This window comes from Actinomycetota bacterium (assembly GCA_030650795.1).
Taxonomy (GTDB): domain Bacteria; phylum Actinomycetota; class Actinomycetes; order S36-B12; family S36-B12; genus UBA11398.
On sequence record JAUSDJ010000006.1, the window covers coordinates 87,506 to 111,924 of the forward strand.

Sequence of the window (24,419 nt, forward strand, 5' to 3'; positions counted from 1 at the left end):
TCAGTACGCGAAGTACAGTTGTTTGTCGGAATCCTGCCGCGAATCCCCATACGGGTCTTCGATGACCTCACTAGGCGGACCGGCCTTGATCGCCTTCAGCATCAATCGCACCTCCAGGTACGCGAGTCCTGCATACAAAGCGATGAAACCAATGAATGAGATCAGGATTTCAGGCGAACTCGTGAGCGGCGAGACTCCGTCGGCAGTCTTCTGCAAACCGAACACAATCCAAGGCTGTCGTCCGACTTCCGTGAAGATCCAACCTGCTGAGATTCCCGCGAGCGGAAGCAAGGTGATCAATGCCGTCGAGACTGCAAAAGCCCGGCTCTTGGGCGTGCGTCCGCCTCGGAATCGCCACAGGGCCCACAATGCGTAGAACATTGCGATCATCCCGAAGCCGATCATCGCGCGGAAAGACCAGTACGTCATCGGCACATAGGGCACATAGTCGCCAGGGCCGTACTCCTGCACATATTCGGCTTGCAGGTTGTTGATGCCTTGAACCGTGCCATCGACGGATCCAGTTGCCAAGTACGAGAGCATGCCCGGAATCTCGATGAATGGCTTGGCGGTGTCGCCTGACAGATCACCGATGGTCAGAAGTGAGAAGGGCGCATTTGCCGTGGTCTCATACAAGCCCTCGGCCGCAGCGATCTTCATTGGCTGATCGTCAACCATGACCTTTGCGAACTCAGAGCCCGAGAAGGCCACCCCAACTGCCGCGATCAAAATCACCCACGCACCAGCTTTCACCGCGGGCCTGAATACATCGACATCGCGACCCTTGGCCAGATGCCAAGCTGCGATAGAGGCGACAAATGCCCCACCAACAACAAAGGCAGCCGTCAGCGTGTGCGCAAACGCCGCAAGTGAGGCGTTCTGGAAGAGCACCGCGCCGATGTCATTCATGACCGCTCGGCCCGTGGTCGCACTGATCTCGTATCCAACGGGGTGCTGCATCCAGGCATTGGCCGCCAAGATGAAGTACGCAGACATCAACGTGCCCAGCGCTGCCGCCCAGATCGTTGCCAGGTGCACCCGCTTGGGAAGGCGATCCCAGCCGAAGATCCACAGTCCGAGAAAGGTGGACTCCAGGAAGAAGGCGAGCAGTCCTTCCATCGCCAAGGGCGCGCCGAAGACATCACCTACGAACCTTGAGTAGTCAGACCAGTTCATTCCGAACTGGAATTCCTGTACGAGTCCGGTCACCACACCCATGGCGAAGTTGATCAAGAAGAGTTTGCCGAAGAATTTCGTCAGTCGCAGATATTTCTGATTGCCGGTACGCACCCATGCCGTTTGAAAGCCGACGACGAACCAGACTGATCCCAAAGTGATGGGAACGATGACGAAGTGGTAAATAGACGTCAACGCGAATTGCCAACGCGACAGATCAAGGTTCATGGCACCTCTCGAAGCTTCGACTGCGCGCAACAGTAGTAGCCCCTCACAGCGCAACTGACCAAAGCGAGGGGGACCAAAGTCCTGAATTCTTGCAATTTGCCACGTAACGTCGGCAACAGAGTTGTGCATTCGGGGGAGTCGCCATGCTGAGTCTGACGACGTGGTCACGCGGCGCTGTCGTTGCAAGCATGAGCCTTGTCGCAGTTTGCGGATTCTTTGTCATCGATGACGAGCTCAATGCCCGCGAGGCGCGCGCAGAACTTCAGGATTTCTGGCTGCCTGCTCGAACGATGAATCGAGATCTACTGGAAGCTGAGAAGTCGGCAGAGAACTCGATCGCAGCATTCATTGCCACCCCGAATGTTCGCAGCCGCGAAATTGCCGAGCATTCCGTCGCTCGCCTTCAGACCACCGTGGTCAATGCTCGAAGGCCGCAGGGAGATCCGGAACTGATGTTGCTCGCGCTTGCATCACACGTGGCAGCAGCCGCTTGGGTCGCCACTGGAGCCGACGCGATCACGTCTGCCTCAACTCGGGGCATGCAGGCTAGAAGTCTGAGTTCCGAACGCGTCCTCACTCGCGCCACCGACGCCCACCTTGCATTGCTCAATTCGGGAGCGTCTGAAGTTCGTCGATCACTCAGCCACACCAACGCAGTTCTGCGAATGACAGCAATCATCGAAACTCTGCTGCTCATTTGTCTCCTTGCATTGCTGATGTTCGGACTGCGATTCAGAGTGCTCTCTCCCCTAATACGACTTCGCGAGGATCTTGAGCGAAGTGCCCTTCACATTGCCCATGTGATTCGACCGACCGGCCCAAGCGAGATTGCCGCCGTAGCTCATGATGCCGAATCCATGCGTCGTTCGTTGATCCACGAGCAAGACGTCAGCGATGAGGCGACTCAAGCGCTGACTCAGAGCTCTCCACTCACCTTGGCCGTACGAGCAGAACTCGACAGGCACGACAGTCCAGTTCGCGGAATCCTTGGCTTTCATCGCCCTGTCGAAGGCTTGATCGCTGGCGATTGGTGGTGGGCCGGGGAACGCCCGACTGGTGCGCGTTTGTTCGCCATTGCTGACGTTAGTGGGCACGGTGTCGCAGCCGGCATGCTTGCATTGGAGAGCCGGACTCTCGTCACTGCAGCGCTGATGGCCGGTGACTCGCCAGAAGTGATCTGCGCACAGTTGGCCCGGCGGCAGTTCGCATCCGGGATGTTCCTCACTCTGTTCATCGGTGAGATGCGAGGAAGTGCATTGACGTACTGCTCTGCTGGCCACCCTCTCGCTGCGGTGGTGTCGGCTACACAAGCCAGCGAACTTGCCACGACCGGCCCGATCATCAGCGCGCTTGGAGGAACCTGGCGTCTGGGTCAGTTAGCACTCGATGAGAAGTCCGCTCTCCTCTTGGCAACAGATGGGCTGCTTGAGGCCGCACCCGAATCGAATTTCATGCAAATCACGCAACACTCGTGGACCAGATCAGGGGCCAAACCGCGGGAATGTCTGGAACTGCTCCTTGGCCAGGCACGTGAGCTGTCCTACGAATGGACTGACGACGTCACAGTGATGATTGCCACCGCGAATCCATAGCCTTCTGACACAAACTTCACAGGTTCAGATGCAACTATGGCCATCATGCGCCTGAACCGACCCTTGGCCCTGCTCACTGCCGCTTTGATCGCGGGTGCGTTCATCTCTCAAGCATCTGCAGCGCCAGCGGCCAAGCGCACTGCTGGGACCATTGGGCAGATCGTGCCCGCAACTCTCTTCGGCATGCAGGTGCAAAATGCCGAGAACGGGCTCTGGCCAACGATCTCGATCGGATCACTGCGCCTCTGGGACAACCAGACGAGTTGGGCCAATATCGAGAAGTCCCAAGGGGTTTTCGACTGGACAGCCTTGGATACCGCAGTAGCGACCGCGCAGAAGAACGGTGTCACCGACATCCTGATGGTGCTGGCCGGAACCCCCGCTTGGGCAAGCGATGATCCTTCGCCCGATGCTCTGCCAGTGCCAGGTGCCGCCGGAATGCCAAGAAATTTCGACTGGTGGAATGCCTGGGTCACGGCAGTCGTCACCCGCTACAAAGGCAAGATCACCTCATACCAGCCTTGGAATGAGGCCAATCTCAGCACCTTCTCCACCGGTTCTCCTGAGGAGATGGCCGATCTCACCAAGCGGGCTTACGACATCATCAAGGCCATCGATCCGGCTGCAATAGTTGTCGCACCGAGTACTGGCACCCGGTTGAGCGGTGCCTTCATGAAGTTCTATCCGGCCTTCCTTGCCGCGCTAGGTGCCAAGGGATGGCCTATTGATGTCTGGGCTGCTCACACCTATCCGGCCAGCCTGGGCACTCCGCTGGATCGAGCCAAGCTCGCAGAGACTTGGCAGAAAGTGTTGATAAAGGCCCAGGCTCCGATCAAGCCCATGTGGGACACCGAGAACAACTTCGGACTCAAGGGTCCAGGACCCAAGAATCCTGATGTCGACATCGATGGCACCAAAGCCGCATCATGGGTGGCCCGCACCTACCTCGATGCACTTGCATTGAACATCGAGCGGGTCTACTGGTACCGCTGGGAGCCATACAACGACCTCTGGGGCATCCAGATGTTCACTGACACCCCTGGAGCCAAAGGCCTTGCAACACTTGAAGACTGGATCGTTGGCGCTCGATTCAATGGTTGCGTAACCAAGGCCAAGGGCACAACCTGCAACCTTGTCAAGGACGGCGAGGCCTTCCAGATCGTCTACAGCACAACCGAGAAGCCGATGACCTTCAAGGTGCCCAAGGGAGCCACCCAGATGTGCAACCTGCTCGTCGGCTGCAACCCGATCAAGGGCAAGACCATCAAGGCTGCAGCACCGGTGCGCTTGAACGCTGGCTGACCTGACCTGAACTGCGCTACGAGCTCGTTGCTCGATAACGACCCACGAAGCGGGCATGAGCCTCGTTGAGGCCCAGCGCAAGGGCTTGTTGACTTGCAGCATCTGCTTCGTTGAGCCTTCCCAGACGGGTGAGCAACTCTGCGCGTGATGCGTGCCACCACGGGTAGCCATCGAGGCCGCTGATCGCGTCGACCTCGATGAGTCCGGCTTGCGCTCCGTCGCGTTCACTCACTGCGCCAGCTCGTCCGAGCCGTGCTGATGGTGAATCCTGAACGCTGAGCAGCACGTCGTACCAAGAGATGATCGCGTCCCAATCGGTGCTCTCGTAATCGACCGCGATCGCGTGGCAGGCAGCGATGGCTGCCTGCATGGCATAGGGATCTGGCTGTTCTGGCGTTCTTCGCAGGGCTTCACCCACGAGTTCGACTCCTTCGCGAATCGACTCTTGGCGCCACAGACTGCGATCCTGATCCGCCAACAGCACCACTGCCCCAGCAGCATCAATGCGCGACGCCCGACGTGAGTCCTGCAACAGCAATAGAGCAAGCAAGCCAGAGATCGACGCTTCATCGGGCATCAGTTCATGCAAAACCCGACCCAAGCGAATGGATTCGTCAACGAGAGTCGCGCGCATCGCGTCCTGGCCACCAGCGGCCGCGTATCCCTCGTTGAAGATCAAATAGACCGTCGCCAGCACTGCTGGCAATCGCTCGGGTAGTTCGGCATCCGATGGCACCCGGTACGGAATGTGCGCCTGCTTAATCTTCTGCTTTGCCCTGGTGAGTCGTTTAGCCATCGTGGCCTCAGGAACCATCAATGCTCGAGCAACCTCCACTGTGCTCAGGCCGCCAAGAGTGCGCAGACTCAAGGCGACCTGGGCATCCAGCGACAAGCTCGGGTGACAGCAGGTGAAGACCAAGCGCAGCAGATCGTCACGTACAACTGATGCCTCCGGTTCGGGTGCCTCGTGCTCAAGCAGCCACACAGATTCGGCCTCCTTGACCTCTCGCGCCTTGTCGCGGCGAATGCGATCCAGCGCACACCTTCGAGCCACAACCGTGAGCCAAGCCCGCGGTTCGCGAGGAACTCCATCGCGTGGCCAGGTTTGCAGGGCGCGCACGGCAGCCTCTTGCAGAGCATCCTCGGCCAGATCCACATCTCTGGTCATTCGGATCAAGGTGGCCAGAATCCGTGAGTAGTCAGCACGCACCGCCAACTCCGCCGCTTGCGCGGGTGAGATGGACTCATCCGGTGTCAATGAGCAGTCCTCACATAATTGGCAGAACTGGGCGCACTTCGACTGCGCCATCCCAAGCCGCTGGGATCTTTGCTGCAAAGGCAATGGCCTCATCAAGATCCGCGCACTCCATAATGAAGAAGCCGGTCAGGGCTTCCTTTGTCTCCGCATAGGGACCGTCAGTGGTGAGCACATCACCGCCCTTGCCTCCCGAGACACGGACGGTGGTAGCCGTAGCGGTCGGATACAAAGCAGCTCCGCCTCGAAGCACTGCGGCAGCTCCCTGCTGGAACTCGCTGTATTCGGCAGTATCTGCCGCATACTCAGGCAGGCTCCAGTCGACATCCTTGGTGTAAATCATTGCGACGTACTCGGGCATTACGACCTCCTTGGCTGCCAGCGCCTTTCGCCAGCTCCATCCTATGGACGTTTGGCAAGCCGTCTAAAGGACAAAGGCGAAGCCCCAATTTCAAAGAAATTGGGGCTTCGCCTTTGTCAGGCTGTTGCTGAGCAGAACTGAGACTGACTACGCCTTGCGCTTGGTGACTTCCTCAGTCAACTGCGGCAGGACGACGAACAAATCGCCGACGACGCCGAAGTCAGCGAGCTCGAACATCGGTGCTTCGGCATCCTTGTTCACGGCGATGATCATCTTCGATGTCTGCATACCGGCACGGTGCTGGATAGCACCGGAGATGCCATTGGCGATGTAGAGCTGAGGCGAAACAGTCTTGCCGGTTTGGCCCACCTGGAAGGTGTGCGGGTACCAGCCAGCATCGGTAGCAGCGCGCGAAGCGCCCACTGCGGCTCCAAGTGCATCAGCAAGCGCCTCAATCACGCCGAAGCCCTCTGCTGCGCCAACGCCACGACCGCCGGAAACCACAATGGCTGCTTCAGTCAGTTCTGGGCGTCCGCCCTTGACTGCTGCTGAGCGACCCGTGATGGTCGCCAGAGTTGCAGCTGGCGAGAGATCCACCGACACGTCGGTGCGAGCTGCAGCACCAGCAGCAGGAACCGGGCCAGTGGAGTTCGGACGAACGGTGATGATCGGGGTGCCCGAGGAGACCTTGGACTGCACGACCGTTGAGCCACCAAAGATGCTCTGGGTTGCAATGAGGTCAGGAGTTAGGCCCACCGCGTCGGTGATGATGCCGGAGTTGGTGCGCACTGCGAGGCGAGCGCCAATCTCCTTGCCTTCAGCCGATGAGGCGATGATGACCGCGATAGGCGAAACATCGGCAACCAACTTTGCCAGCACCTCAGCCTTGGGGGCTACTGGGTGCTCGACGTACTGAGCGCCATCGGCGACATAGACCTTCGCCGCTCCAAACTCACCAAGGGTGGCGGCTACTGCATCGCTATAACCCGGACCGATCCATACTGCGCTCGGCTCGCCAACGGTGCGAGCAAGTGTGAGCAATTCTGTGGTGACCTTCTTGACCGCACCATCTGCGGCCTCAACAAGGACGAGTACCTCTGCCATGTGAAACGACTCCTTTGAAGTTCTAAAAGCTGGGATGTGGTGAGTTGCTCAGATGAGCTTCTGTGCGGAAAGGAAATCAGCGATGGCCACGCCGCCATTGCCATCGTCTTGCACGATCACGCCTGCCGCCTTGGGGGGACGCGCAGCGAAGCTGTCGACCCTGGACCAGGCAGCGCCGATGCCGACCTGGCTGGCATCAAGCCCAGCGTCGCCCACGGAGAGGGTTTCCACTGGCTTCTTCTTGGCCGCCATGATGCCCTTGAAGGAGGGGTAGCGAGGCTCATTGATCTTCTCAACGACGCTGACGACTGCTGGAGTTACAGCAGTGACCGTCTCAATTCCATTGTCGGTGACGCGATCAATAGTCACGTTGCCGCCTGACACCTCGACCTTGTTGGCGAAGGTCAACTGAGCCAGACCTAGACGCTCTGCCACCATCGCCGGCACGACGCTCATGCGCGCATCAGTTGATTCAGAGCCGAAGATGATCAGATCAAATCCACGGCCATCCAACACCTTGGCCAGGGCATAGCTGGTGGCCACTGAGTCAGAACCGACCAGCCCGTCATCAACAAGGTGAATGCCAGAATCGGCGCCCATGCTCAGGGCCTTGCGCACTGCCTCGCCTGCGCGCTCTGGTCCCATGGACACCACGACAACCTCGCCGCCACCATCTGCCTCGGTGATCTTCAGCGCTTCTTCAACCGCGTACTCGTCGAGTTCGTTCATCACACCTTCGACTGACTCGCGGTCCAAGATGCCGTCGCCTTCACGGAGCTTCTTCTCGGCCCAGGTATCTGGAACCTGCTTGACACATACTGCGATCTTCACGAGACATTCCTTTCGAGAGCGGCTCGATAGCCGCGCAGCGTCCTTATTGGGATTTGGTAATGCTATGACTTTGAAGCACTAAGCAGAAGGGTAGAGATGTCAACAACCTCAACCCCTATTGCCCTGCCTGGCTCTTGCTGACGACTTGTCACCGCGTCGTTCAACATGACCGAACAGAATGGACAAGCAACGGCAATTCGCTTTGCCCCAGTAGCAATGGCTTCGTCACCACGGTTCTGGTTGATGCGAGAGCCGATCTTCTCCTCCATCCACATGCGAGCGCCACCAGCGCCGCAGCAGAAGCTCTTGTCGCCACTGCGCTCCATCTCGACTGTCTTTTCTGCAGAAGCAGCAACAAGTTCGCGAGGAGGCGAGTAGATCTTGTTGTGACGGCCGAGGTAGCAGGGATCGTGATAGGTCACGGTCTGCTCGATCTTGTTCACCGGCGTGAGACGACCATCCTTCACCAGTTCAGCAAGCAGTTCAGAGTGGTGCACCACCTCGTAGTTGCCGCCCAGTTGCGGGTACTCACGCTTGAGCGAGTTCAAGCAATGTGGGCAGGTGACCACGATCTTCTTGGCTTTGATCGCATTGAGGACCTCGACGTTTTGAGCCGCCTGCATCTGGAAGAGGAACTCATTGCCCGCACGACGTGCTGGGTCACCAGTGCAGGTTTCGCCGTCACCGAGCACCATGAAATTCACGCCAGCAATGTTGAGTAGTTCGGCCACGTTCTTCGTCGTGCGCTTTGCGCGATCCTCGAAGGCTCCGGCACAGCCGACCCAGAACAGGTAGTCGACTTCATCGGGGATGGTCTCTTCGCCGTTGGCGCCGAACACAGCCACCTCGAAGTCGACTTCGGAGATCCAGGCATTGCGGTCTGAGGCATTCATGCCCCACGGGTTGCCCTTGTTCTCAAGGTTCTTGAATAGACCATTGAGTTCAGTTGGGAAGTCAGTGGCGATGAGCACCTGGTTGCGGCGCATGTCGATGAAGTGATCGATGTGCTCAATATCGACTGGGCATTGATTGACGCAAGCGCCACACATCGTGCAGCTCCACAGCGCTTCCTCATCGATGATTGGCAGGTCAGCGTGACTGGAGCGATGGCCATCAGGGGTGTAGCCATCTTCGGCCGAGTGCTCTGAACCTTCACGTGAGCCGATAAACGGACGTTCGACTTCGGCGCGAACCTCGGGGCTCAAGCTGGCCAGCGCAGCATCATCAAACTCCCCAAGACCAGGATGCTTGCCCTTTGCTGCCAAGAGGTACTCGGACTGGGCGAACATCGTGTCGCGCAAGTTCATGATCATGAGCTTTGGCGACAGCGGCTTCTCGGTGTTCCAAGCCGGACACTGCGACTGGCAGCGACCGCACTCGGTGCACGACATGAAATCGACGTAGCCCTTCCAGGTGAACTCGGCGATGTGACCCTTGCCAAAGAGCGCATCATCTGGTGGATCTTCGAAATTCAGTGGCTTGCCGTCGTACATGATCGGCAGCAGTGGGCCAAGTGCGTTCGGACGACGTGAGGTGAACACGTTGATCGGCGCAGTGCCGATGTGCAGGTGCTTGGAGTGCAGCACGATCAGCAGGAAGAAGAGCACCACGCCGATCTGCAGCCAGATGCCGACGGTCTCGAGCACCTGATTGGCGGTCTCACCAAGCGGGTAGAGCCAGGAGGCCACCCACTCGGTCATGAAGGCCCCGCCATTCATGAAGGGGAAGTGCTCTTCGCCGGTGTAGAGCGAGACGTTGTACTGCGCAGCGCGGTAGAGGAACAAGGTCCAGACCACATTGAAGATCATGAACAGGATGACCCAGGCGCCCTTGGTGTGCGAGCCGAAGAAGCGCGAGTAGCGATGCTTCACCTCTGGCTTATTGGTCAGGCGCAGGATCGCAAAGATCGAGATGCCCACGAGCACGAGCACGCCGAAGAGATCCTCCGCGAAACCGAGCACTGACCAGTGGCCAACGACTGGGATGGCGAAGTCGGCGATGAACAGGGCGCCGTACGCCTCAAGGATGGTGGCGCCCAGAACCAAGAAGCCCCAGAAGGCAAACACATGTGCGATGCCAGGGATCGTCCACTTCAGCAACTTGCGTTGACCCAGTACTTCAAAGGTCTCTGCCTGAACGCGGGCGGTGGGATCACTCAGTCGGCCCGAAGCTGGCTTTCCGCTGCGTGCCAGAGTCACCAAGAACAGCAAGCGGCGACCTGCAAAAGCCAAGATTCCAATGGTGAGCGCCAGTCCAACGACCAAGCGCAAGGCCATGTCTGACTCCATGAAAGTCCACTCCCTGAGGGTCAATTGCGTGGGGATACCCAGATCACACAATGAGTTATAACTTTAGCATAAATGCGCCACGGGGAACCGGCCGTGCTGAACGTATCCAATGCACTCCCACATCGTGCAAGAATCCCGTCACATGATGTCAATTCCTCAAGCGCTGCCACTTGAGGTGCCCGTACGCCGCAAGCGCAACCCCCGCGGATCCCTGAACAAAGAGGTGATCCTGGCCGAGGCGTTCAGGCTCTGCCGCCAGGAGAATCTGGACGAACTCAGCATGCCGAAACTGGCCAAGCGGCTGGGCGTTGGTGTCACGAGTCTGTATTGGTACTTCCACACCAAGGAAGAGCTTCTGCAGACCATGCTCGCGCAGGTTGCCGATGAGTTTCTCCAAGCCCTGCCTGACCACTCTGGGCTGGCCTGGGATGAGCACTTTCGGCGCTATTTCACTGACATGCGCCGGATCTTCCTGGCCAACGATGTGATCAGCGACTTTCTGGTGATGTACACCCATGTCTCGATGATCACCCCCGGCGGCTACTTCATGGCCCGACTGAACAGCGAGGTCGGGATCCTGATGGATACCGGTCTGAGTCCCCAAGACGCAACCCGCGGCTATCAGGCCATGTCGACGTACACCACTGGCACGGTCCAGAAGATTCGACAGGTGCGGCTGCGCGGTGAGAATCCCAATCTGAAGATGTTTCCCATCGACGACCTGGCGATGATGAGTGTCATCGGCACAGAATATCCAAATCTGGGCATTACGAGTGAGTACTGGCACCGCACCTACTCAACCGACGTGGACTATGAATTCGGCCTCAATCTCATCATCGACGGTCTGCGGGCCCTGATCCCCTAGTCGTTCCAGCCCACTCAACAACGTTGAAGAGCCCCCAGCAAATTGCTGAGGGCTCTTCAACGTTTGCTTCAGCCGACTACAGACCGATCAGGTCAGCGATGCGTCGCTTGTGATCGGTAGGTGTGCCGTACAGCTGACGATCAACCATCACGCGACGCAGGTAGAGGTGGATGTCGTGCTCCCACGTCACACCGAGGCCTCCGTGCATCTGCACGCAGTCTTGAACGATCTGAACTGCCTTGGTACCGACGTACGCCTTGGCAACGCTGACCAAGCGACCAGCTTCTGGATCACGGTCGTTGACAGCCTGCACTGCAGCATCGGTGGTTGCCATGCAGCACTCCAGCCAAGTGCGCATGTCGGAGAAGCGGTGCTTCAGCGCCTGATAGGAGGCTAGCGGGCGACCAAAGGAGTAGCGGTCGAAGGCCCACTGAACAGTGAACTCGAATACCCTGTCGATTGCTCCATTGGTCTCAGCGCACTGCAGCGCAACTGCCACCTGGAACATCCGCTCGGTAATCTCCGCTGCGCTTGCCTCGGTGCCCACCATTGCTTCGGCCGGCACGGTGACACCATCGAAACGCGCTGTGGCGTAGCGGCGCACGAAGTCGAGGGAATCAACGGACTCGACGGTGACGCCAGGTGCATCTGCTGGCACGAGGAACAGGGCAATGCCAGCATCGGTCTTCGCTGAGACGAGGAAGACATCTGCCTCGGCACCAACCTCAATGCGATCCTTGACACCGGTGATGACGTAGTTGCCAGCATTCGCAGCGGCCGAGGTGCTCGGGTTCAGCGGATCCCAGTGACCATTGGGCTCGTAAGCCGCCCAGGTGCCGATGCTCTCGCCGGACATGAGTCCTTCGATCTCACTTGAGTGATCCGGACCTGAAGCAGCCCCTTCAACGAGGCCCGCAATGACCACGTTGACGGCGATGATTGGTCCGGGAGAGGTCAGCCGACCGAATTCTTCGGCAACGATGGCGAGATCCTTGAAGCCATCGCCGGAAATGCTGCCGCCGCCCAGGTCTTCAGGTACGAGCAGCGCTGCCCAGCCCAGCTCAGCGCCCTGACTCCAGAAATCCCGAGGGAATCCTTCGCCGGACTTGTTCAGTTCGCGCACCTTTTCGATGGGTGCTTCGTTCTCCAGGAACTTCACGGTCGTGTTGCGGAAAAGCTTCTGGTCCTCAGAAAGTTCCAGGTCCATACGGACTCCTCAAAGTGTTGTTCACCCAAACGGGCTTTGGTCAGTGAATGGAAGGGTGGGACTAGCGGCCGCGGCGAACGTCCTTGAAAGGCACGTCGCGATCAGCTGCGTATTCACGGGGCATCATGAGTACGCGCTCGGAGATCATGTTGCGGCTCATCTCAGAAGAACCACCACCAAGGCTCGCACCCTGACGCATGAGGTATGAGACACCGATGCTCTTCAGGAAGCCATCACCCTCGGGCAGGCTGGTCACAGCCTGATCGCCAGCAATGTCGAGCATCATGTCCTGCTTCTGCTGAGGAATCTCAGCGTGCGCAAGGCGCATCATCGAGCTGGCCATGGCCGGGTAATCACCCGAGGTCATGCCGACGGTGATGCGCTTGATGAGCTGGTGATTGACGGTGTCCTGAGCATGAGCCCAGCCCACGAGTTCACGGGTAGCCGGATCCTTGTCCTTGCCAACCTTGCGAGCAACCTCTTCGATCGTCAGGCCGCTGCGGCTGCCACGGTCAGGTGAGCGACCGCTCGTGTAGGGCGAACCGCCGCCGACTGCCTGGCGCTCGTAGAACAGCTGACGCTGTCCGACGGTCCAGCCATCGTTCTCAGTGCCAACCAAGTTCTCGGCTGGAACCACGAGGTCAGTGAAGAACTCCTCACAGAACTCCATCGCCCCATTGACCATCTGCACGCGGTTCATGTGCGTGGCTGGATCGTGGACGGGGACGATGATCATCGAGAGGCCACGGTGCTTCGGTGCATCCCAGTCGGTACGCACCAGACAAGTGGCGAAGTCGGCTGCGAATGCGTTCGTGCTCCAGGTCTTCTGACCGTTGATCACGTAGGTGTCACCATCGCGCGAGGCGCGGGTGAGGAGACCGGCGAGGTCGGAACCACCACTGGGCTCGGACAGGAACTGGCACAGGATGAGCTCGCCAGAGATCGCGCCGCGCACATACTTCTGCTTCTGCTCCTCGGTGCCCATGTCAATCAACATCGCCGAGCAGATGGCCAGTGATGGCACATTCAGCAGCAGCGGCATCTCGTACTTTTCTGAAACATCATCAAATGCGGCCTGATGTGCACGGCTGAGCCCCTGGCCGCCGTACTCACTCGGGAATGCGATGCCTGCGAAGCCGCCGGCAAAGAGCATCTTCTGCAATTCGCGCTGGCGCTGCCATAGGGCGAGACCGTCAGTCTCGTGATCGGATTCACCTGCAGCGGGTGCCTCACGTGGATCAGCGCTGGTCTTGCGAGCCGGCAATCCGCCGCCTTCGAGCCAAGCTTGTGCACGGGATCGGAATGACTCCACGGACTCCATCTGGTCTGACATGTACTCCCCAACTCTGCGGCGGCCAATGTGTGGCTGGCCACTAACATCATGAATGCAATACGGATAGGTCCAAAAGGTGGTAAATATCTGCCTATTAGACCTAGTTCGTAATACGACCACTCGGCGCAGGCCTTGTCAACCGATCTCGAACAACCTGTACGAGATGTTTGTCCCAAGGATTGGTGCCCTAAGGAGTTGCATGTCCGCCTCGCCCAACACTGTCCCAACTGTCATGGCGACGGCCGTGGCAACCTTCCCCAACATCGCGGAAACTGCGGCCAGACTTGCTGAGGTCGGTTACGTGACGGACCCCCACATCGCTGGAGTTGTCTCCTTGGCAAGCCTGCTGGGCAAGCCATTGCTTGCCGAAGGTCCGGCCGGCACCGGCAAGACTGAGTTGGCCAAGGCTGTCGCCCGCGCGATGGGCGCTCGGGTGATTCGTCTGCAGTGTTACGAAGGGCTCGATGAGTCGAGAGCACTCTATGAGTGGGACTATCGCAAGCAGCTCCTTCGGATCCAGGCCGCGCGCCAAGAGGCCGCTGGCGACTGGGATGCGATCGAGGATGACATCTTCGGCGAGGAATATCTCCTGCATCGTCCCCTGCTTGAGGCCATCCAGGCCGAGGATGACGTTGTCCTCTTGATCGATGAAGTCGACCGTCTCGATATTGAGACTGAGGCCCTCCTCCTTGAAATCCTGTCCGACTTCCAGGTCTCCATTCCTGAGCTCGGCACGGTGGTAGCGCGCAAGCACCCGATGGTCGTGCTCACCTCGAACAACAGCCGTGACCTGTCAGAGGCCCTGAAGCGTCGCTGCTTGTTCATGCACGTGGGCTACCCCACCGTTGAGCGCGAGCGCGAGATCATTTTGGCTGCGGTGCCCGGCATCACCGAGAATCTCGCTGAACAGGTTGCCCGAATCGTGCGAACCCTGCGCGATCTCAATCTGAAGAAGAGCCCGTCCGTCTCCGAGACCCTCGACTGGGCACGAGTCCTCGTGTTGCAGGGTCAGAAGGATGTAACGACCGACACCGTCATCGAGCATCTGTCAGTGCTGCTCAAGCACCAGGCCGACATCGAGAAGGCAACTGAGGAACTGACCGGCGCATGAGTTCCTGCGAACGGGCGCTACTCCGAAAGGAATCGGAGTACGGCGTCTTGGCAGTTGAAATTGGAGGTGGTCGAGAAATGATCGACACCCTTCAACACAATTGCGCGCGCATTGGGCAGCGCAGCCACCATCTCGTCCACAGGGCCGACCATGTCGCGTTCGCCGATAACCACAAGGGTCGGCATCGTCAATTTGGCCAGTTCGCCCAACGGCGGCATGGCAGTGAAGCCTTCGACGTACTTCTGAACCGACTCTCGATCGTTGCCCGCCGTCTCCAGCAGTTGCAGCACCAGGTCGGGCATTTCTCCGCTGCCTTCTTCGCGGTCCTTCCACATGCCGTCGCCGATCCCCAGCAGTACGACCTTGTCGAAAGCCTCCGGCGATGCAATCGCCGCGCGCAATACGAGTCGAGCGCCAGCGCTGAAACCGATGCCAACCACCGGCGCTTGCTCGGTTACCACACTCACGAGTCGCTCAACGGCCTCCGGCTCACCGCGCGATGCCTGCGGCGCGCTGCCGTGGCCGGGAAGTTCGTGTCCCACAACTTCGAAGCCCTCGGATTCCAGGATGTCGATCCAGCCAGTCACTCCCCAGTTGTGCTCGAAGGAAGAACCCAGACCATGGACCAACACAACCGGAGCGGACATGGCGCGAGCATAAGGCGAAGCCGGGCTTGGGGGCAGCATGCTTTCAATAGTTGAGGGCCTGGTTCGCGAACTGCGAACAATCGGAATTCCGGTCTCGACGACCGAACATATTGACGCAGCCAGATCGCTGAAGGTCATCGACATCGGCAACCGCCAAGCGGTCAAAGCTGCTCTCTGCGCGACCATGGTCAAGCGCATCGAACACATGAAGGCATTCGACACAGTCTTCGATCTTTTCTTCTCAGGTCTGCAGTCCTTCGATATTGAGTTCCAGGAATCAGAAGGCGGCACAACGGTCGCTGAGATGCTGAACGGTCTCGAAGACGATGAACTGCACGCCATGCTCGTCGAAGCGCTCGCAGAAAATGACGAGCTGATGGTTAACGCCCTCGTCGAAGTCTTCGTGCAGCGCAAAGCCAATGTGCAGCAGGGCGCTCAGGTCGCTGGCAATCTCTATGTCTTCCGCGTTCTTCGCGCTTTGGATCTGCCCGGCATTCGCGAAGAACTCATCGAGCGCGAGCAGATTGATCCACAGACTCCGGGTGCTGATCTTCGCCAGCGGATTGCCGAGAGCGATGCCGATCACAAGGTCGAGACTTTGCAGCAGAAAGTTGAAGCTGCAGTGCGAACACTGCTGGTGGCTGATCGAGGTGCCACGGCCGTGGCTCGCTCCTTGCGCGCGAAGTTGCCCGAGGACATCGACTTCCTCACTGGCTCAACGGCAGAGATCGAAGCCCTTGAGTGGACCCTGGCTCCCCTTCCAGTGCAACTCGCTCAAAAGCTCCATCAGAAGCGCTCGCATGGTCGCCGTGGCGCAATCGATTTCCGCGGCACCGTTCGGCACTCAATGTCAACTGGTGGCGTGCCCGTTGATCTGGCTTTCAAGAAGCCCCACCCCCCCAAGCCTGAGCTCATTGTGCTGGCCGATATCTCGGGGTCGGTTGCATCTTTTGCAACCTTCACCCTGCAATTGACCTTCGCGATCCGGTCGCAGTTCCGCAGCGTGCGCAGTTTCGTTTTTGTCGATGGCATCGATGAAGTTACCGACATCATGCAGACCTCGAACAACATTGCCGAAGCTGCTCAGCGCATTGATGACAACAAGGGCGGTATCTGGCTCGATGGTCGATCTGACTATGGCGCGGCCCTGCGCACCTTCGTGAAGCGCTGGGGCCCGCAGGTCAACAGCCGCAGCATTGTGCTGATCCTTGGCGACGGGCGCTCGAATTATCGGCAGCCATCTGTCGAAACTATCGAGTACATTGCCAAGCGCGCGCACCGAGTCTTCTGGTTGAATCCCGAACGTGAGGTCAGCTGGGGCGAAGGTGACTCAATCATCAATAAATATGCGCCCTATTGCAGTTCTGTTTTCGAGTGCAGAAACGTTCGCCAACTGAAAGCATTCATCGAAGAGTTGGATTGAGTCTGGAATCGACGAGATTCCGGCAATGAAAGGAAGCCATGGCAGACAGCAACATCTCGGAGGCTATGAAAGCCGCCGTCGGCACGGAGACTTCGCGCTCCACGAGTTATCCGATCAGTGAATCGGATATTCGCAAGTGGGCGATGGCCGTTTACTGGCCCGAAAAAGCACCAGCGATGTTCACCGACCCCGCGGTGGCAGCCAAGACCGTGCACGGCCGTCTCGTAGCTCCGGAGGAATTCAACCCCTTCGCCTGGGCTGCGGCATCAAATGAACTGCTGCTCAAGGGTGGCGCTTCCAGTCGTGACGGCAACAACCCCGACAACAGCGAGTTGGCCTTGGGCATCCCCGGACCGGGACTGAAGTTCATGCTCAACGGCGGAATGATCTGCGAGTACGGCGTGCGCATGGGTGTCGGAGACGTCATCACCAGCACAAACTCCATCGGTGAGTACAGCGAGCGTGAAGGTCGCCTTGGTCTCATGCTCTTCAGCCGCGGTGTCTCAACGTGGGTCAACCAGAACGGTGAAATGGTCAAGCGGACCAGCAGCACCTTGATTCGGTACTAGGAGGAATGACAATGACGGTCAAGGTTGGCGACGAGCTTCCAACATTCACGCGCGAAACAGGTTTTGCGAACTGGAACCGCTACGCAGCAGTCAACGACGAGTTCGTGCCGATTCACATGGACGACGCCGCCGGAGAGGCAGCCGGAAACGGTGGCGCCTTCGGCATGGGCAACTTGCAGTGGGCATACCTCCACAACATGTTGCGCAATTGGGTAGGTGAGGGCGGCGAGATCCTGAGCATTGAGGTGCAGTTCCGCAGCCCGAACGTGAAGGGTCAAACGGTTACAGCCAAGGGCGTGGTCACTGCAGTTGATGGCGATGTCATCAGCCTGGATGTGTGGACTGAGCAGCAGGAGGGCACCAAGCTCGCCCCGGGCTCAGCCAAGGTGAAGATGGGAAAGTAGCAGTACAGACATGAACGAGGAGGCCATCGTGCAGTGCGTGATGGCCTCCTCGCATTTCTGAAACTTCAAACTTCTGGAGCAAGCAATGACCGAGACATATCTCAATGACACGGTGATCAATGCCAATGGCACCCTGTGCTCACGTTCGGTGAGCTATCCAATTGAGGCCTCAGCGATCCGCAAATGGGCAATGGCGGCCTACTGGCCAGAGCCGGCACCAGAGAAGTTCATGAACGCCGAGTACGCCCCGGAGGATTTTGATGCCTTCGCATGGGGTCCGGCCTCGTATGAATCACTGCTCGACGGCGATGATGGCAGCGTCATCGTGCGCCACGGCATCAATGAGCGCGCGCTTGGATTTCCAGACTGGAAGTTTCGTGCTGGGCTCAATGGCGGAATGAACTGCACCTACGGCGTGCGCATGAATGTCGGCGATGTCATCACTGATGTGAAATCCGTAGGTGAGTACACCGAACGCCAGGGCCGCATGGGACTCATGCTCATCACTCAATCGATCAGCACATGGACCAATCAGAACGGCGAGCTCGTCAAGCGCACCATCAATTCGGGCATTCGCTATTAGTGATGTGCAAGTAGGCGACAAACTTCCACCATTCTCCCGGCGGACTGATTTCGACAATTGGAACCGCTACGCCGCCGTCAACGACGAGTTCCTGCCTCATTCAATGAACGACGAGGCCGCACAAAGTGAAGGCTTTACGAAAGCCTTCGGCATGGGGAATCTGCAGTGGTCGTATCTGCACAGCCTCCTACGCCAGTTCATCGGATCAGACGGGAGGATCCTGCGATTGGACGTTCAATTTCGCAATCCAAACTTGCGCGGGCAAACGCTGACGGCCCACGGAACTGTGACAGGTATCGAAGGCGAAACAGTTTCCATCGAAATGTGGACTCAGGAAGCCGAAGGCTCCCGGCTCGCCGTCGGAACGGCGCGCGTCAGCCTCTGAGTTGACAACGCATGTCCTGAATGTTGGCGTTACTGCGAAAAGCATTTCCGCGCACCGGATGCCATTCGGCTTGAAACTCTTGTGAGTGACTGCCCTTCGCTCTACCGTTCCTGAAAGCCCTCCTTACTGCCAACGAAGGGAAACCCGATGGAAATGAATGACATGGTGATGGTCAGCATTGACGATCACGTGGTGGAACCGCTCGATATGTTCGAGAAGCACTTTCCCAAAAGCATGATGAGTGACGCTCCTAAGCTGACGGCTCACCCGATGAACCCTGACCTTCAGGCATGGGTGTTTCAGGGCCTGCCCATCGGCAATATGGGGCTCAATGCCGTCGCCTCCTGGCCGAAGGAGGAGTGGGGCATGGATGCCACTGATCATTCCGAGATTCGCCCCGGTGTCTACGACATGGATCTGCGCGTGCGAGATATGGACGCCAACGGCGTTCTCGCCTCCATGATGTTCGGCAGCTTCACAGGGTTCGCGGGCACCCATCTCGCCAACCTGCCCGACAAGAAGCTCGCACTTGCTGCATTCCAGGCCCATAACGATTGGGTCGTCGGCGAGAACCCCAGCGCCCACCCAGGTCGGTTCATCCCGATGGGGATGATCCCGTTCTATGACATGGACGAGTCGGTCAAGGAGATCCACCGCCTTGGAGCGATGGGCTGCCGCTCGATCAGTCTGCCAGAGACGCCCTACGGCGTGGGATACCCCGAGTTCAGGTCGGGGCACTGGGATCCGGTTTTCAAAGCACTCTCGGATACCAACATGGTGGCCAGCCTGCACATTGGCGGTGGTTTCGGATTGATCCAGCGCCCAACACCAATGGACATCACAGACCTGAGTTCATTTTTCGCAGATGACCTCATCATCCTCGCCGCACTTGTGTCCACTGTGACGGCAACCGACATGATGCTCAGTGGCGTTCTCAAGAGATTCCCCGACACCAAGATCGCGATGAGTGAAGGCGGACTCGGCTGGGTGCCACCGTGGTTGGACCGCATGGATCGCCACATGACCAACCATGCCTGGACGCATCTGAGTTCATTGCCCGACGGCATGACGCCAACAGAGGTTTGGCGCAAGAACTTCCTTGCGTGCTACATCACTGAACCCAGTGCACTCAATAATCGCAAGCGCATCGGCTTGGAGAACATCGCCTGGGAGTGCGACTTCCCGCATTCGGACTCAACTTGGCCACTGTCTCCAGAGACTCTCTGGAAGGAACTGCAGGACACCGACTGCAGTGACAAAGAGATCGACCAGATCACGCACGAGAATGTCGCGCGTTTCTTCAGCTGGGACCCCTTCAAGCACATTCCAAAGAAGGACGCAACAGTCGGTGCCTTGCGTGCACGCGCAACCGACGTCGACGTCAGCGAAACGTCAAAGGCCGAGTACCGCCGGCGCTACGAGTTGGCCCACTCTTAAGTTGCAGTCTCTCTCAAGAAGAATGATGGGCCCCGGGATTCCCTGGGCCCATCATTTTTCGTTCACTACTAGCTGGCGAATGGATCGCCTGAGATGTCCTCATCTGTGAAGAACATTGGTGCGCCAAGGGTGTCCTCAACATTGCCCATGATCAGGCCATCACGAAGACGCGTCGTGCGCACACCCTGCTTGTTCAACCAAGCCTCTGCCGAGTTGAGATCGCGCACCTTCCAGCGCAGCGAGTAGATGCAGTTGCCCCACTTCTCAACATGGCGCCCAAGATCAGAATCCATTTCGAGTGGCTGCGCCAACTGAAGCAAGCAGTCGCCGAGGATCACTGTTTGGTACTTGCATTGCAGATCCTCATCGATGCCTTCAGCGAGCGGAACCGCCTGCATGATGTCGACATAGGTCGCCACTGCTGATTCAAGATCGCGTACGCCAAGAGTGACGTAGTTGAAGCGCTCAAATGTCATTGGGTGCTGCTCGTACAGACGCATCAGCTCGGTGTAGGTGTCCTGATCCTTGGGATCGTTGCGCATGTCGGTCTTGCAGAGCTCGACCATCAGGCCGGCGGTGTCGCGAGGGCTCGGGTAGAAGTACACGGTCTCCGGATCGAGCTTCTCGATCTTGCCGCCACCTGGAGCTCCGATGTACACGCCCTTCGAAAGCAGGCGCTCAGCAAGCCCAGCAAGGTCGTCGACCTTGTAGCCAACTGAGTGCAGGTGCTGACCGAACTTCGAGTAGAACTTGCCAACCGGCTTGTTGACATCCACAGGCATATTCGGAGCCATCGTTTCGATGCAAACGTCTGCCACCATCAGCAGGCTGGCCCAGCGGTCTTCCGGCGGAAGATAGTTCAACTCGTCGACGCCCATGTAGAGGTATCCACCGAGCACTCTGCGGTAGAACTCGTTCAACTTGTTCACATCATCAGTCATATGGACGATGTGAATCATGTTGCCGATGCCGTAGTCACCGGTGGTCTTGTACTGCCTTTTCATGTAACTCCTTAGTAGGGCTTTGGCCTATTTTGGTTGTCGGAACTATGAGGCGAATGGGTCACCAGGAATGTCTTCAGTAGTGAAGAACATTGGTGCACCAAAGGTGTCTTCCTCATTTGCTTGCAGCAAGTTGTCGCGCAGACGCTCAGTGCGAACCCCTTGGCTGTTCAGCCAGGCTTGTGCTGCATCAAGATCGCGGACCTTCCAGCGCAGGCTGTAGATCATGTTGCCCCACTTGGCCACATGGCGGCCGAGATGGGAATCCTCTTCGAGTGGCTGCGCCAATTGCAGCAGGCAGTCACCAAGATGCAGGGTCATGTACTTGCACTGCATCGCTTCATCGATGCCTTCGACCAGTGGAATCGCCTGCATGGTGTCGACGTAGGTCTTCACCGAAGCATCAAGATCCTTGCAGCCCAAAGTCACGTATGAGAAGCGCTCGAAGGTCATGGGATGGAACTCCCACATCTTGAACAGTTCAGACCAGGTGGGCAGATCCTTGGGATCGTTGGGCATGTCGGTCTTGCACAGCTCCACCATCAGACCCGCGGTGTCGCGGGGACTCGGGTAGAAGTAGCCAGTCTCCGGCTCGAGCTTCTCGATCTTGCCGCCGCCTGGGCGCCCGATGTACACGCCCTTGGCGAGCAAGTGATCCGCCAGCCCGGACAGGTCGTCGACCTTGTAGCCGACCGAGTGCAGGTGCTGGCCGAACTTGGAGTAGAACTTGCCAACCGGCTTATTGACATCCACGGGCGTGTTCGGAGCCATCGTCTCGATGCAGACATCGGAGACCATCAGCAAACTGGCCCAGCGATCTTCAATGGGCAGGAATGTCGGAGCATCTGGCCCCATGAATACAAAGCCGCCAAAGACTCGGCGATAGAAGTTATTGAGCTCCTCGACGTCGTCAGTCATGTGAACGAAATGGATCATGTTGCCGATACCGAAGTCACCGGTCTTCTTGTATTGACGCTGCATGGAACCTCCCGATGCTGGGCTGGTGGGTGAGGGGACAAAGTTAAGGCCCCGCGGCAAGCCGCGGGGCCAAAACAGACAATCAGTCGATCGTTACGCGGCGGTTGTGGAGAAGGGATCCCCTGGGATCTCTTCAGTCGTGAAGTACCACGGGGCACCGAGGGTGTCCTCCACGTTGCAGACGATCAGGTCCGGGCGAGGCATCGTCGTACGGATGCCAGCCTTATTCAGCCAGGTGTTTGCCGATTCGATGTCAGCGATCTTCCAGCGCAGGCTGAAGATGAAGTTGCCGTACTTCTCAACGTGACGTCCAAGATCAGTGTCAGGCTCAAGTGGCTGGGCCAGCTGAAGGAGGCAGTCGCCGAGTTGCACCGTGTAGTACTTGCACTGCAGATCTTCGTCGATGCCCTCTTGCAGCGGCACTGCTTGCATGACGTCGACGTAGGTCTTCACCGCTGCGTCAAGGTCCTTCACGCCCAGCGTGACGTAGCTGAAACGCTCGATGGTCAAGGGGTGCTGGCGGTAAAGACGCATCAACTCGGTGTAGATGTCCGAGTCCTTGGGGTCACTTGGCATTTCGTGCTTGCACAGCTCGACCATGAGTCCGCCGGTGTCGCGCGGGTTCGGGTAGACGTAGGCCATGTCGTCGGGAAGCTTCTCGATCTTGCCGCCACCGGGCTGGCCGATGTAGATGCCCTTCTGAAGCAGGCGGTCAACAAGACCAGGCAGATCGTCGACCTGGTAGCCAACTGAGTGCAGGTGCTCACCGAACTTCGAGTAGAACTTGCCCACAGGCTTGGCCGGATCAACCGGGAAGTTGGGGGCCATGGTCTCGATGCAGACATCGCCGACCATCAGCAGTGAGGCCCAGCGATCTTCCGGCGGAAGGTAACTCGGAGTGTCGACGGTCATGAAGCCGAAGGCTCCGAACACCCGGTGGTACAGCTCATTGAGCTTGTTGACGTCATCAGACATGTGAATGACATGGATCATGTTGCCAATGCCGTAGTCACCGGTCTTCTTGTACTGCCGTTTCATGTATCTCCTCGTAACGGGTGGGTTGAAGGGTGCGAACAGAGATGTGGACTACAGCACGTAGCCGGTGTTGCCCGCCCAGTGCAGAACCGACGGATCGTTCTCTCGATCCATCGTGTCGGTCTGGGTGAATCCTCCAGCGACCGAGAACAGCTGACCTGCGGCCGCTGCGATGTCGGCTTCATCGATCTCGTAGATAGCGACGAAGCGATTGATCTTCTCGCCAGTCTTCGGGTCGCTGAGCTGGTAGCGCGTGACATTGCTGATCGACGGGATCGCCGCGCGAACCTCAGGGATGTGTGTTCCCTCGTACCAAGCAGTCAGTTCGGGGATCTGCGCCTCGGTTGTTGCACTCGAGAAAGCAATGAGCAGGGTGTTGGCCATTTTGGTCTCCTTTGAGGTGGGGCATTGATGGGGCCGGCGGCGATACCGCCGGCCACATCAACAATTACGAGTCGTAGCGGTAGAAACCGCGTCCGGTCTTGCGACCCAGCCAGCCCAAGCGGACGTACTGCGTGAGCATCTTCGGCGGGAAGTACTTGGGATCCTTCGTCTCGTTGTAGATCGAGACGCCCTGGGCGTGCACGATGTCCAGGCCGACGAGGTCGGCCAGACGGAAGGGGCCCATCGGGTGGTTGAAGCCGAGGGTCATCACGTCATCGATCGACTCCATGGGAGCCACGCCACTCTCGAAGGCGCGGATCGCATCATTGAAGAAGGGGGTGATGAGCAGGTTACCGATGAAGCCGGGCACATCGTTGACCACGACCGGGCTCTTGCCCATGCGCTGGGTGAGCTCAACCATCGCGGCCACATCCTCCTCGGACGTGACGGGCGTCTTGATGACCTCGACGAGCTTCATCGCCGGCACTGGGTTGAAGAAGTGCAAGCCCACGACGCGTTCGGGGCGGGTGGTCGCAGCAGCCAGGATCACCAGAGGGATCGTGGACGTGTTTGAAGCAATGAACGTCTCTGGTCCGACCAGTTTGTCGATGCGTCCCAGGATGTCGTTCTTCAGATCGACATCCTCGTAGACAGCTTCGACAACAAGATCGGCGCCGGCAACCGAGCCAAGATCGGTGGTGATGCTGAAGAGTTCGCGCGCCTTGGCGGCCTGCTCCTCGGTGATCTTGCCGCGCTTGAGGGTGCCGTCCAGGCCCGCGTTGATGCGATCGCGGGCACGCTGTGCGCCAGCTTCACTGGTCTCAACGCCAACGGCCTCAATACCGGTTTGCGCTGCCACCTGGATGATGCCGCTGCCCATGATGCCGCAGCCGACAATGGCCATCTTGTTCACTGCCACG

Annotated in this window: 24 protein-coding genes; 10 read left to right on the top strand and 14 right to left on the bottom strand. The window is 58.4% G+C overall.

What is annotated here, in order from left to right:
• Positions 1 to 1,404: a cytochrome ubiquinol oxidase subunit I gene (locus tag Q7L55_02775; GenBank protein MDO8731484.1), complete on the bottom strand. Its 1,404-nt coding sequence runs from the start codon at positions 1,402 to 1,404 to the stop codon at positions 1 to 3.
• A 143-nt stretch (positions 1,405 to 1,547) separates the two neighbouring features.
• On the opposite strand from Q7L55_02775, the gene Q7L55_02780 reads away from it, so the two are divergent.
• A complete protein-coding gene (locus tag Q7L55_02780; protein ID MDO8731485.1) occupies positions 1,548 to 2,996 on the top strand; it encodes a PP2C family protein-serine/threonine phosphatase in 1,449 nt (482 codons plus the stop codon).
• A 45-nt stretch (positions 2,997 to 3,041) separates the two neighbouring features.
• Positions 3,042 to 4,298 carry a beta-galactosidase gene (locus Q7L55_02785; protein ID MDO8731486.1) on the top strand — a complete coding sequence of 419 codons (1,257 nt, stop codon included), beginning with the start codon at positions 3,042 to 3,044 and terminating at the stop codon, positions 4,296 to 4,298.
• Between the two features lie 16 nt (positions 4,299 to 4,314).
• Here Q7L55_02785 and Q7L55_02790 read toward each other — a convergent pair whose 3' ends face one another.
• The 5 genes from Q7L55_02790 to Q7L55_02810 all read right to left on the bottom strand — a co-directional run bounded on the left by Q7L55_02790 (position 4,315) and on the right by Q7L55_02810 (position 10,125).
• A complete protein-coding gene (locus Q7L55_02790; GenBank protein MDO8731487.1) occupies positions 4,315 to 5,556 on the bottom strand; it encodes a sigma-70 family RNA polymerase sigma factor in 1,242 nt (413 codons plus the stop codon).
• Positions 5,557 to 5,566: 10 nt separating this feature from the next.
• Entirely contained in the window at positions 5,567 to 5,914 is a 348-nt protein-coding gene (locus Q7L55_02795; GenBank protein MDO8731488.1) for a YciI family protein, read from the bottom strand.
• 147 nt (positions 5,915 to 6,061) lie between these two features.
• Entirely contained in the window at positions 6,062 to 7,018 is a 957-nt protein-coding gene (locus Q7L55_02800) for an electron transfer flavoprotein subunit alpha/FixB family protein (GenBank protein ID MDO8731489.1), read from the bottom strand.
• Between the two features lie 48 nt (positions 7,019 to 7,066).
• Positions 7,067 to 7,849 (bottom strand): electron transfer flavoprotein subunit beta/FixA family protein, encoded by a 783-nt coding sequence (locus Q7L55_02805; GenBank protein ID MDO8731490.1) that lies wholly within the window; start codon positions 7,847 to 7,849, stop codon positions 7,067 to 7,069.
• Between the two features lie 62 nt (positions 7,850 to 7,911).
• Complete coding sequence (locus Q7L55_02810; GenBank protein MDO8731491.1) at positions 7,912 to 10,125, bottom strand: heterodisulfide reductase-related iron-sulfur binding cluster; 2,214 nt, start codon at positions 10,123 to 10,125, stop codon at positions 7,912 to 7,914.
• Between the two features lie 157 nt (positions 10,126 to 10,282).
• On the opposite strand from Q7L55_02810, the gene Q7L55_02815 reads away from it, so the two are divergent.
• Entirely contained in the window at positions 10,283 to 11,002 is a 720-nt protein-coding gene (locus Q7L55_02815) for a TetR/AcrR family transcriptional regulator (protein ID MDO8731492.1), read from the top strand.
• A gap of 76 nt (positions 11,003 to 11,078) precedes the next feature.
• Here Q7L55_02815 and Q7L55_02820 read toward each other — a convergent pair whose 3' ends face one another.
• Together Q7L55_02820 and Q7L55_02825 are read right to left on the bottom strand one after the other, a co-directional pair.
• Positions 11,079 to 12,209: an acyl-CoA dehydrogenase family protein gene (locus Q7L55_02820; GenBank protein ID MDO8731493.1), complete on the bottom strand. Its 1,131-nt coding sequence runs from the start codon at positions 12,207 to 12,209 to the stop codon at positions 11,079 to 11,081.
• Between the two features lie 61 nt (positions 12,210 to 12,270).
• Positions 12,271 to 13,542, bottom strand: a complete 1,272-nt coding sequence (locus Q7L55_02825) for an acyl-CoA dehydrogenase family protein (GenBank protein ID MDO8731494.1) — start codon at positions 13,540 to 13,542, stop codon at positions 12,271 to 12,273.
• 232 nt (positions 13,543 to 13,774) lie between these two features.
• Here Q7L55_02825 and Q7L55_02830 point away from each other — a divergent pair, with 232 nt between their 5' ends.
• Entirely contained in the window at positions 13,775 to 14,653 is an 879-nt protein-coding gene (locus Q7L55_02830; protein MDO8731495.1) for a MoxR family ATPase, read from the top strand.
• A 17-nt stretch (positions 14,654 to 14,670) separates the two neighbouring features.
• On the opposite strand, the gene Q7L55_02835 is transcribed toward Q7L55_02830, so the two are convergent.
• Positions 14,671 to 15,300, bottom strand: a complete 630-nt coding sequence (locus Q7L55_02835) for an alpha/beta hydrolase (GenBank protein MDO8731496.1) — start codon at positions 15,298 to 15,300, stop codon at positions 14,671 to 14,673.
• A gap of 37 nt (positions 15,301 to 15,337) precedes the next feature.
• On the opposite strand from Q7L55_02835, the gene Q7L55_02840 reads away from it, so the two are divergent.
• The 6 genes from Q7L55_02840 (at position 15,338) to Q7L55_02865 (ending at position 20,101) form a co-directional block, all read left to right on the top strand.
• On the top strand, positions 15,338 to 16,723 hold the full coding sequence (locus Q7L55_02840; protein ID MDO8731497.1) for a VWA domain-containing protein: 1,386 nt from the start codon (positions 15,338 to 15,340) through the stop codon (positions 16,721 to 16,723).
• A gap of 38 nt (positions 16,724 to 16,761) precedes the next feature.
• Positions 16,762 to 17,292 carry a MaoC family dehydratase N-terminal domain-containing protein gene (locus Q7L55_02845; GenBank protein ID MDO8731498.1) on the top strand — a complete coding sequence of 177 codons (531 nt, stop codon included), beginning with the start codon at positions 16,762 to 16,764 and terminating at the stop codon, positions 17,290 to 17,292.
• 11 nt (positions 17,293 to 17,303) lie between these two features.
• Entirely contained in the window at positions 17,304 to 17,696 is a 393-nt protein-coding gene (locus Q7L55_02850) for a MaoC/PaaZ C-terminal domain-containing protein (GenBank protein MDO8731499.1), read from the top strand.
• An 85-nt stretch (positions 17,697 to 17,781) separates the two neighbouring features.
• Positions 17,782 to 18,279, top strand: coding sequence for a MaoC family dehydratase N-terminal domain-containing protein (locus tag Q7L55_02855; GenBank protein ID MDO8731500.1), 498 nt, complete (start codon positions 17,782 to 17,784; stop codon positions 18,277 to 18,279).
• Positions 18,280 to 18,382: 103 nt separating this feature from the next.
• Positions 18,383 to 18,664 (top strand): hypothetical protein, encoded by a 282-nt coding sequence (locus tag Q7L55_02860; protein MDO8731501.1) that lies wholly within the window; start codon positions 18,383 to 18,385, stop codon positions 18,662 to 18,664.
• Between the two features lie 147 nt (positions 18,665 to 18,811).
• On the top strand, positions 18,812 to 20,101 hold the full coding sequence (locus Q7L55_02865) for an amidohydrolase family protein (protein ID MDO8731502.1): 1,290 nt from the start codon (positions 18,812 to 18,814) through the stop codon (positions 20,099 to 20,101).
• A 68-nt stretch (positions 20,102 to 20,169) separates the two neighbouring features.
• Here the strand turns inward: Q7L55_02865 and Q7L55_02870 are convergent, their stop codons facing one another.
• From Q7L55_02870 to Q7L55_02890, 5 genes are all read right to left on the bottom strand, one after another.
• Positions 20,170 to 21,105 carry a hypothetical protein gene (locus Q7L55_02870; protein MDO8731503.1) on the bottom strand — a complete coding sequence of 312 codons (936 nt, stop codon included), beginning with the start codon at positions 21,103 to 21,105 and terminating at the stop codon, positions 20,170 to 20,172.
• Between the two features lie 42 nt (positions 21,106 to 21,147).
• A complete protein-coding gene (locus Q7L55_02875) occupies positions 21,148 to 22,083 on the bottom strand; it encodes a hypothetical protein (protein ID MDO8731504.1) in 936 nt (311 codons plus the stop codon).
• Between the two features lie 90 nt (positions 22,084 to 22,173).
• Positions 22,174 to 23,118 carry a hypothetical protein gene (locus tag Q7L55_02880; GenBank protein MDO8731505.1) on the bottom strand — a complete coding sequence of 315 codons (945 nt, stop codon included), beginning with the start codon at positions 23,116 to 23,118 and terminating at the stop codon, positions 22,174 to 22,176.
• 48 nt (positions 23,119 to 23,166) lie between these two features.
• The gene (locus Q7L55_02885) at positions 23,167 to 23,499 is read right to left on the bottom strand and encodes a hypothetical protein (GenBank protein ID MDO8731506.1); all 333 of its coding nucleotides are present in this window, start codon (positions 23,497 to 23,499) and stop codon (positions 23,167 to 23,169) included.
• Positions 23,500 to 23,563: 64 nt separating this feature from the next.
• Positions 23,564 to 24,418 (bottom strand): 3-hydroxyacyl-CoA dehydrogenase family protein, encoded by an 855-nt coding sequence (locus tag Q7L55_02890; GenBank protein MDO8731507.1) that lies wholly within the window; start codon positions 24,416 to 24,418, stop codon positions 23,564 to 23,566.
• Position 24,419 lies beyond the last annotated feature (1 nt).

Excerpts from the sequence above, each read along its gene's own strand:
- Q7L55_02870 (MDO8731503.1), bottom strand. The coding sequence starts at position 21,105 with ATGAAAAGGCAGTACAAGACCACCGGTGACTACGGCATCGGCAACATG.
- Q7L55_02845 (MDO8731498.1), top strand. The coding sequence starts at position 16,762 with ATGGCAGACAGCAACATCTCGGAGGCTATGAAAGCCGCCGTCGGCACG.
- Q7L55_02825 (MDO8731494.1), bottom strand. The coding sequence starts at position 13,542 with ATGTCAGACCAGATGGAGTCCGTGGAGTCATTCCGATCCCGTGCACAA.
- Q7L55_02785 (MDO8731486.1), top strand. The coding sequence starts at position 3,042 with ATGCGCCTGAACCGACCCTTGGCCCTGCTCACTGCCGCTTTGATCGCG.
- Q7L55_02795 (MDO8731488.1), bottom strand. The coding sequence starts at position 5,914 with ATGCCCGAGTACGTCGCAATGATTTACACCAAGGATGTCGACTGGAGC.
- Q7L55_02885 (MDO8731506.1), bottom strand. The coding sequence starts at position 23,499 with ATGGCCAACACCCTGCTCATTGCTTTCTCGAGTGCAACAACCGAGGCG.
- Q7L55_02800 (MDO8731489.1), bottom strand. The coding sequence starts at position 7,018 with ATGGCAGAGGTACTCGTCCTTGTTGAGGCCGCAGATGGTGCGGTCAAG.
- Q7L55_02820 (MDO8731493.1), bottom strand. The coding sequence starts at position 12,209 with ATGGACCTGGAACTTTCTGAGGACCAGAAGCTTTTCCGCAACACGACC.
- Q7L55_02835 (MDO8731496.1), bottom strand. The coding sequence starts at position 15,300 with ATGTCCGCTCCGGTTGTGTTGGTCCATGGTCTGGGTTCTTCCTTCGAG.
- Q7L55_02865 (MDO8731502.1), top strand. The coding sequence starts at position 18,812 with ATGGAAATGAATGACATGGTGATGGTCAGCATTGACGATCACGTGGTG.
- Q7L55_02855 (MDO8731500.1), top strand. The coding sequence starts at position 17,782 with ATGACCGAGACATATCTCAATGACACGGTGATCAATGCCAATGGCACC.
- Q7L55_02850 (MDO8731499.1), top strand. The coding sequence starts at position 17,304 with ATGACGGTCAAGGTTGGCGACGAGCTTCCAACATTCACGCGCGAAACA.
- Q7L55_02810 (MDO8731491.1), bottom strand. The coding sequence starts at position 10,125 with ATGGCCTTGCGCTTGGTCGTTGGACTGGCGCTCACCATTGGAATCTTG.
- Q7L55_02830 (MDO8731495.1), top strand. The coding sequence starts at position 13,775 with ATGGCGACGGCCGTGGCAACCTTCCCCAACATCGCGGAAACTGCGGCC.
- Q7L55_02780 (MDO8731485.1), top strand. The coding sequence starts at position 1,548 with ATGCTGAGTCTGACGACGTGGTCACGCGGCGCTGTCGTTGCAAGCATG.
- Q7L55_02815 (MDO8731492.1), top strand. The coding sequence starts at position 10,283 with ATGTCAATTCCTCAAGCGCTGCCACTTGAGGTGCCCGTACGCCGCAAG.
- Q7L55_02875 (MDO8731504.1), bottom strand. The coding sequence starts at position 22,083 with ATGCAGCGTCAATACAAGAAGACCGGTGACTTCGGTATCGGCAACATG.
- Q7L55_02840 (MDO8731497.1), top strand. The coding sequence starts at position 15,338 with ATGCTTTCAATAGTTGAGGGCCTGGTTCGCGAACTGCGAACAATCGGA.
- Q7L55_02775 (MDO8731484.1), bottom strand. The coding sequence starts at position 1,404 with ATGAACCTTGATCTGTCGCGTTGGCAATTCGCGTTGACGTCTATTTAC.
- Q7L55_02880 (MDO8731505.1), bottom strand. The coding sequence starts at position 23,118 with ATGAAACGGCAGTACAAGAAGACCGGTGACTACGGCATTGGCAACATG.
- Q7L55_02860 (MDO8731501.1), top strand. The coding sequence starts at position 18,383 with ATGAACGACGAGGCCGCACAAAGTGAAGGCTTTACGAAAGCCTTCGGC.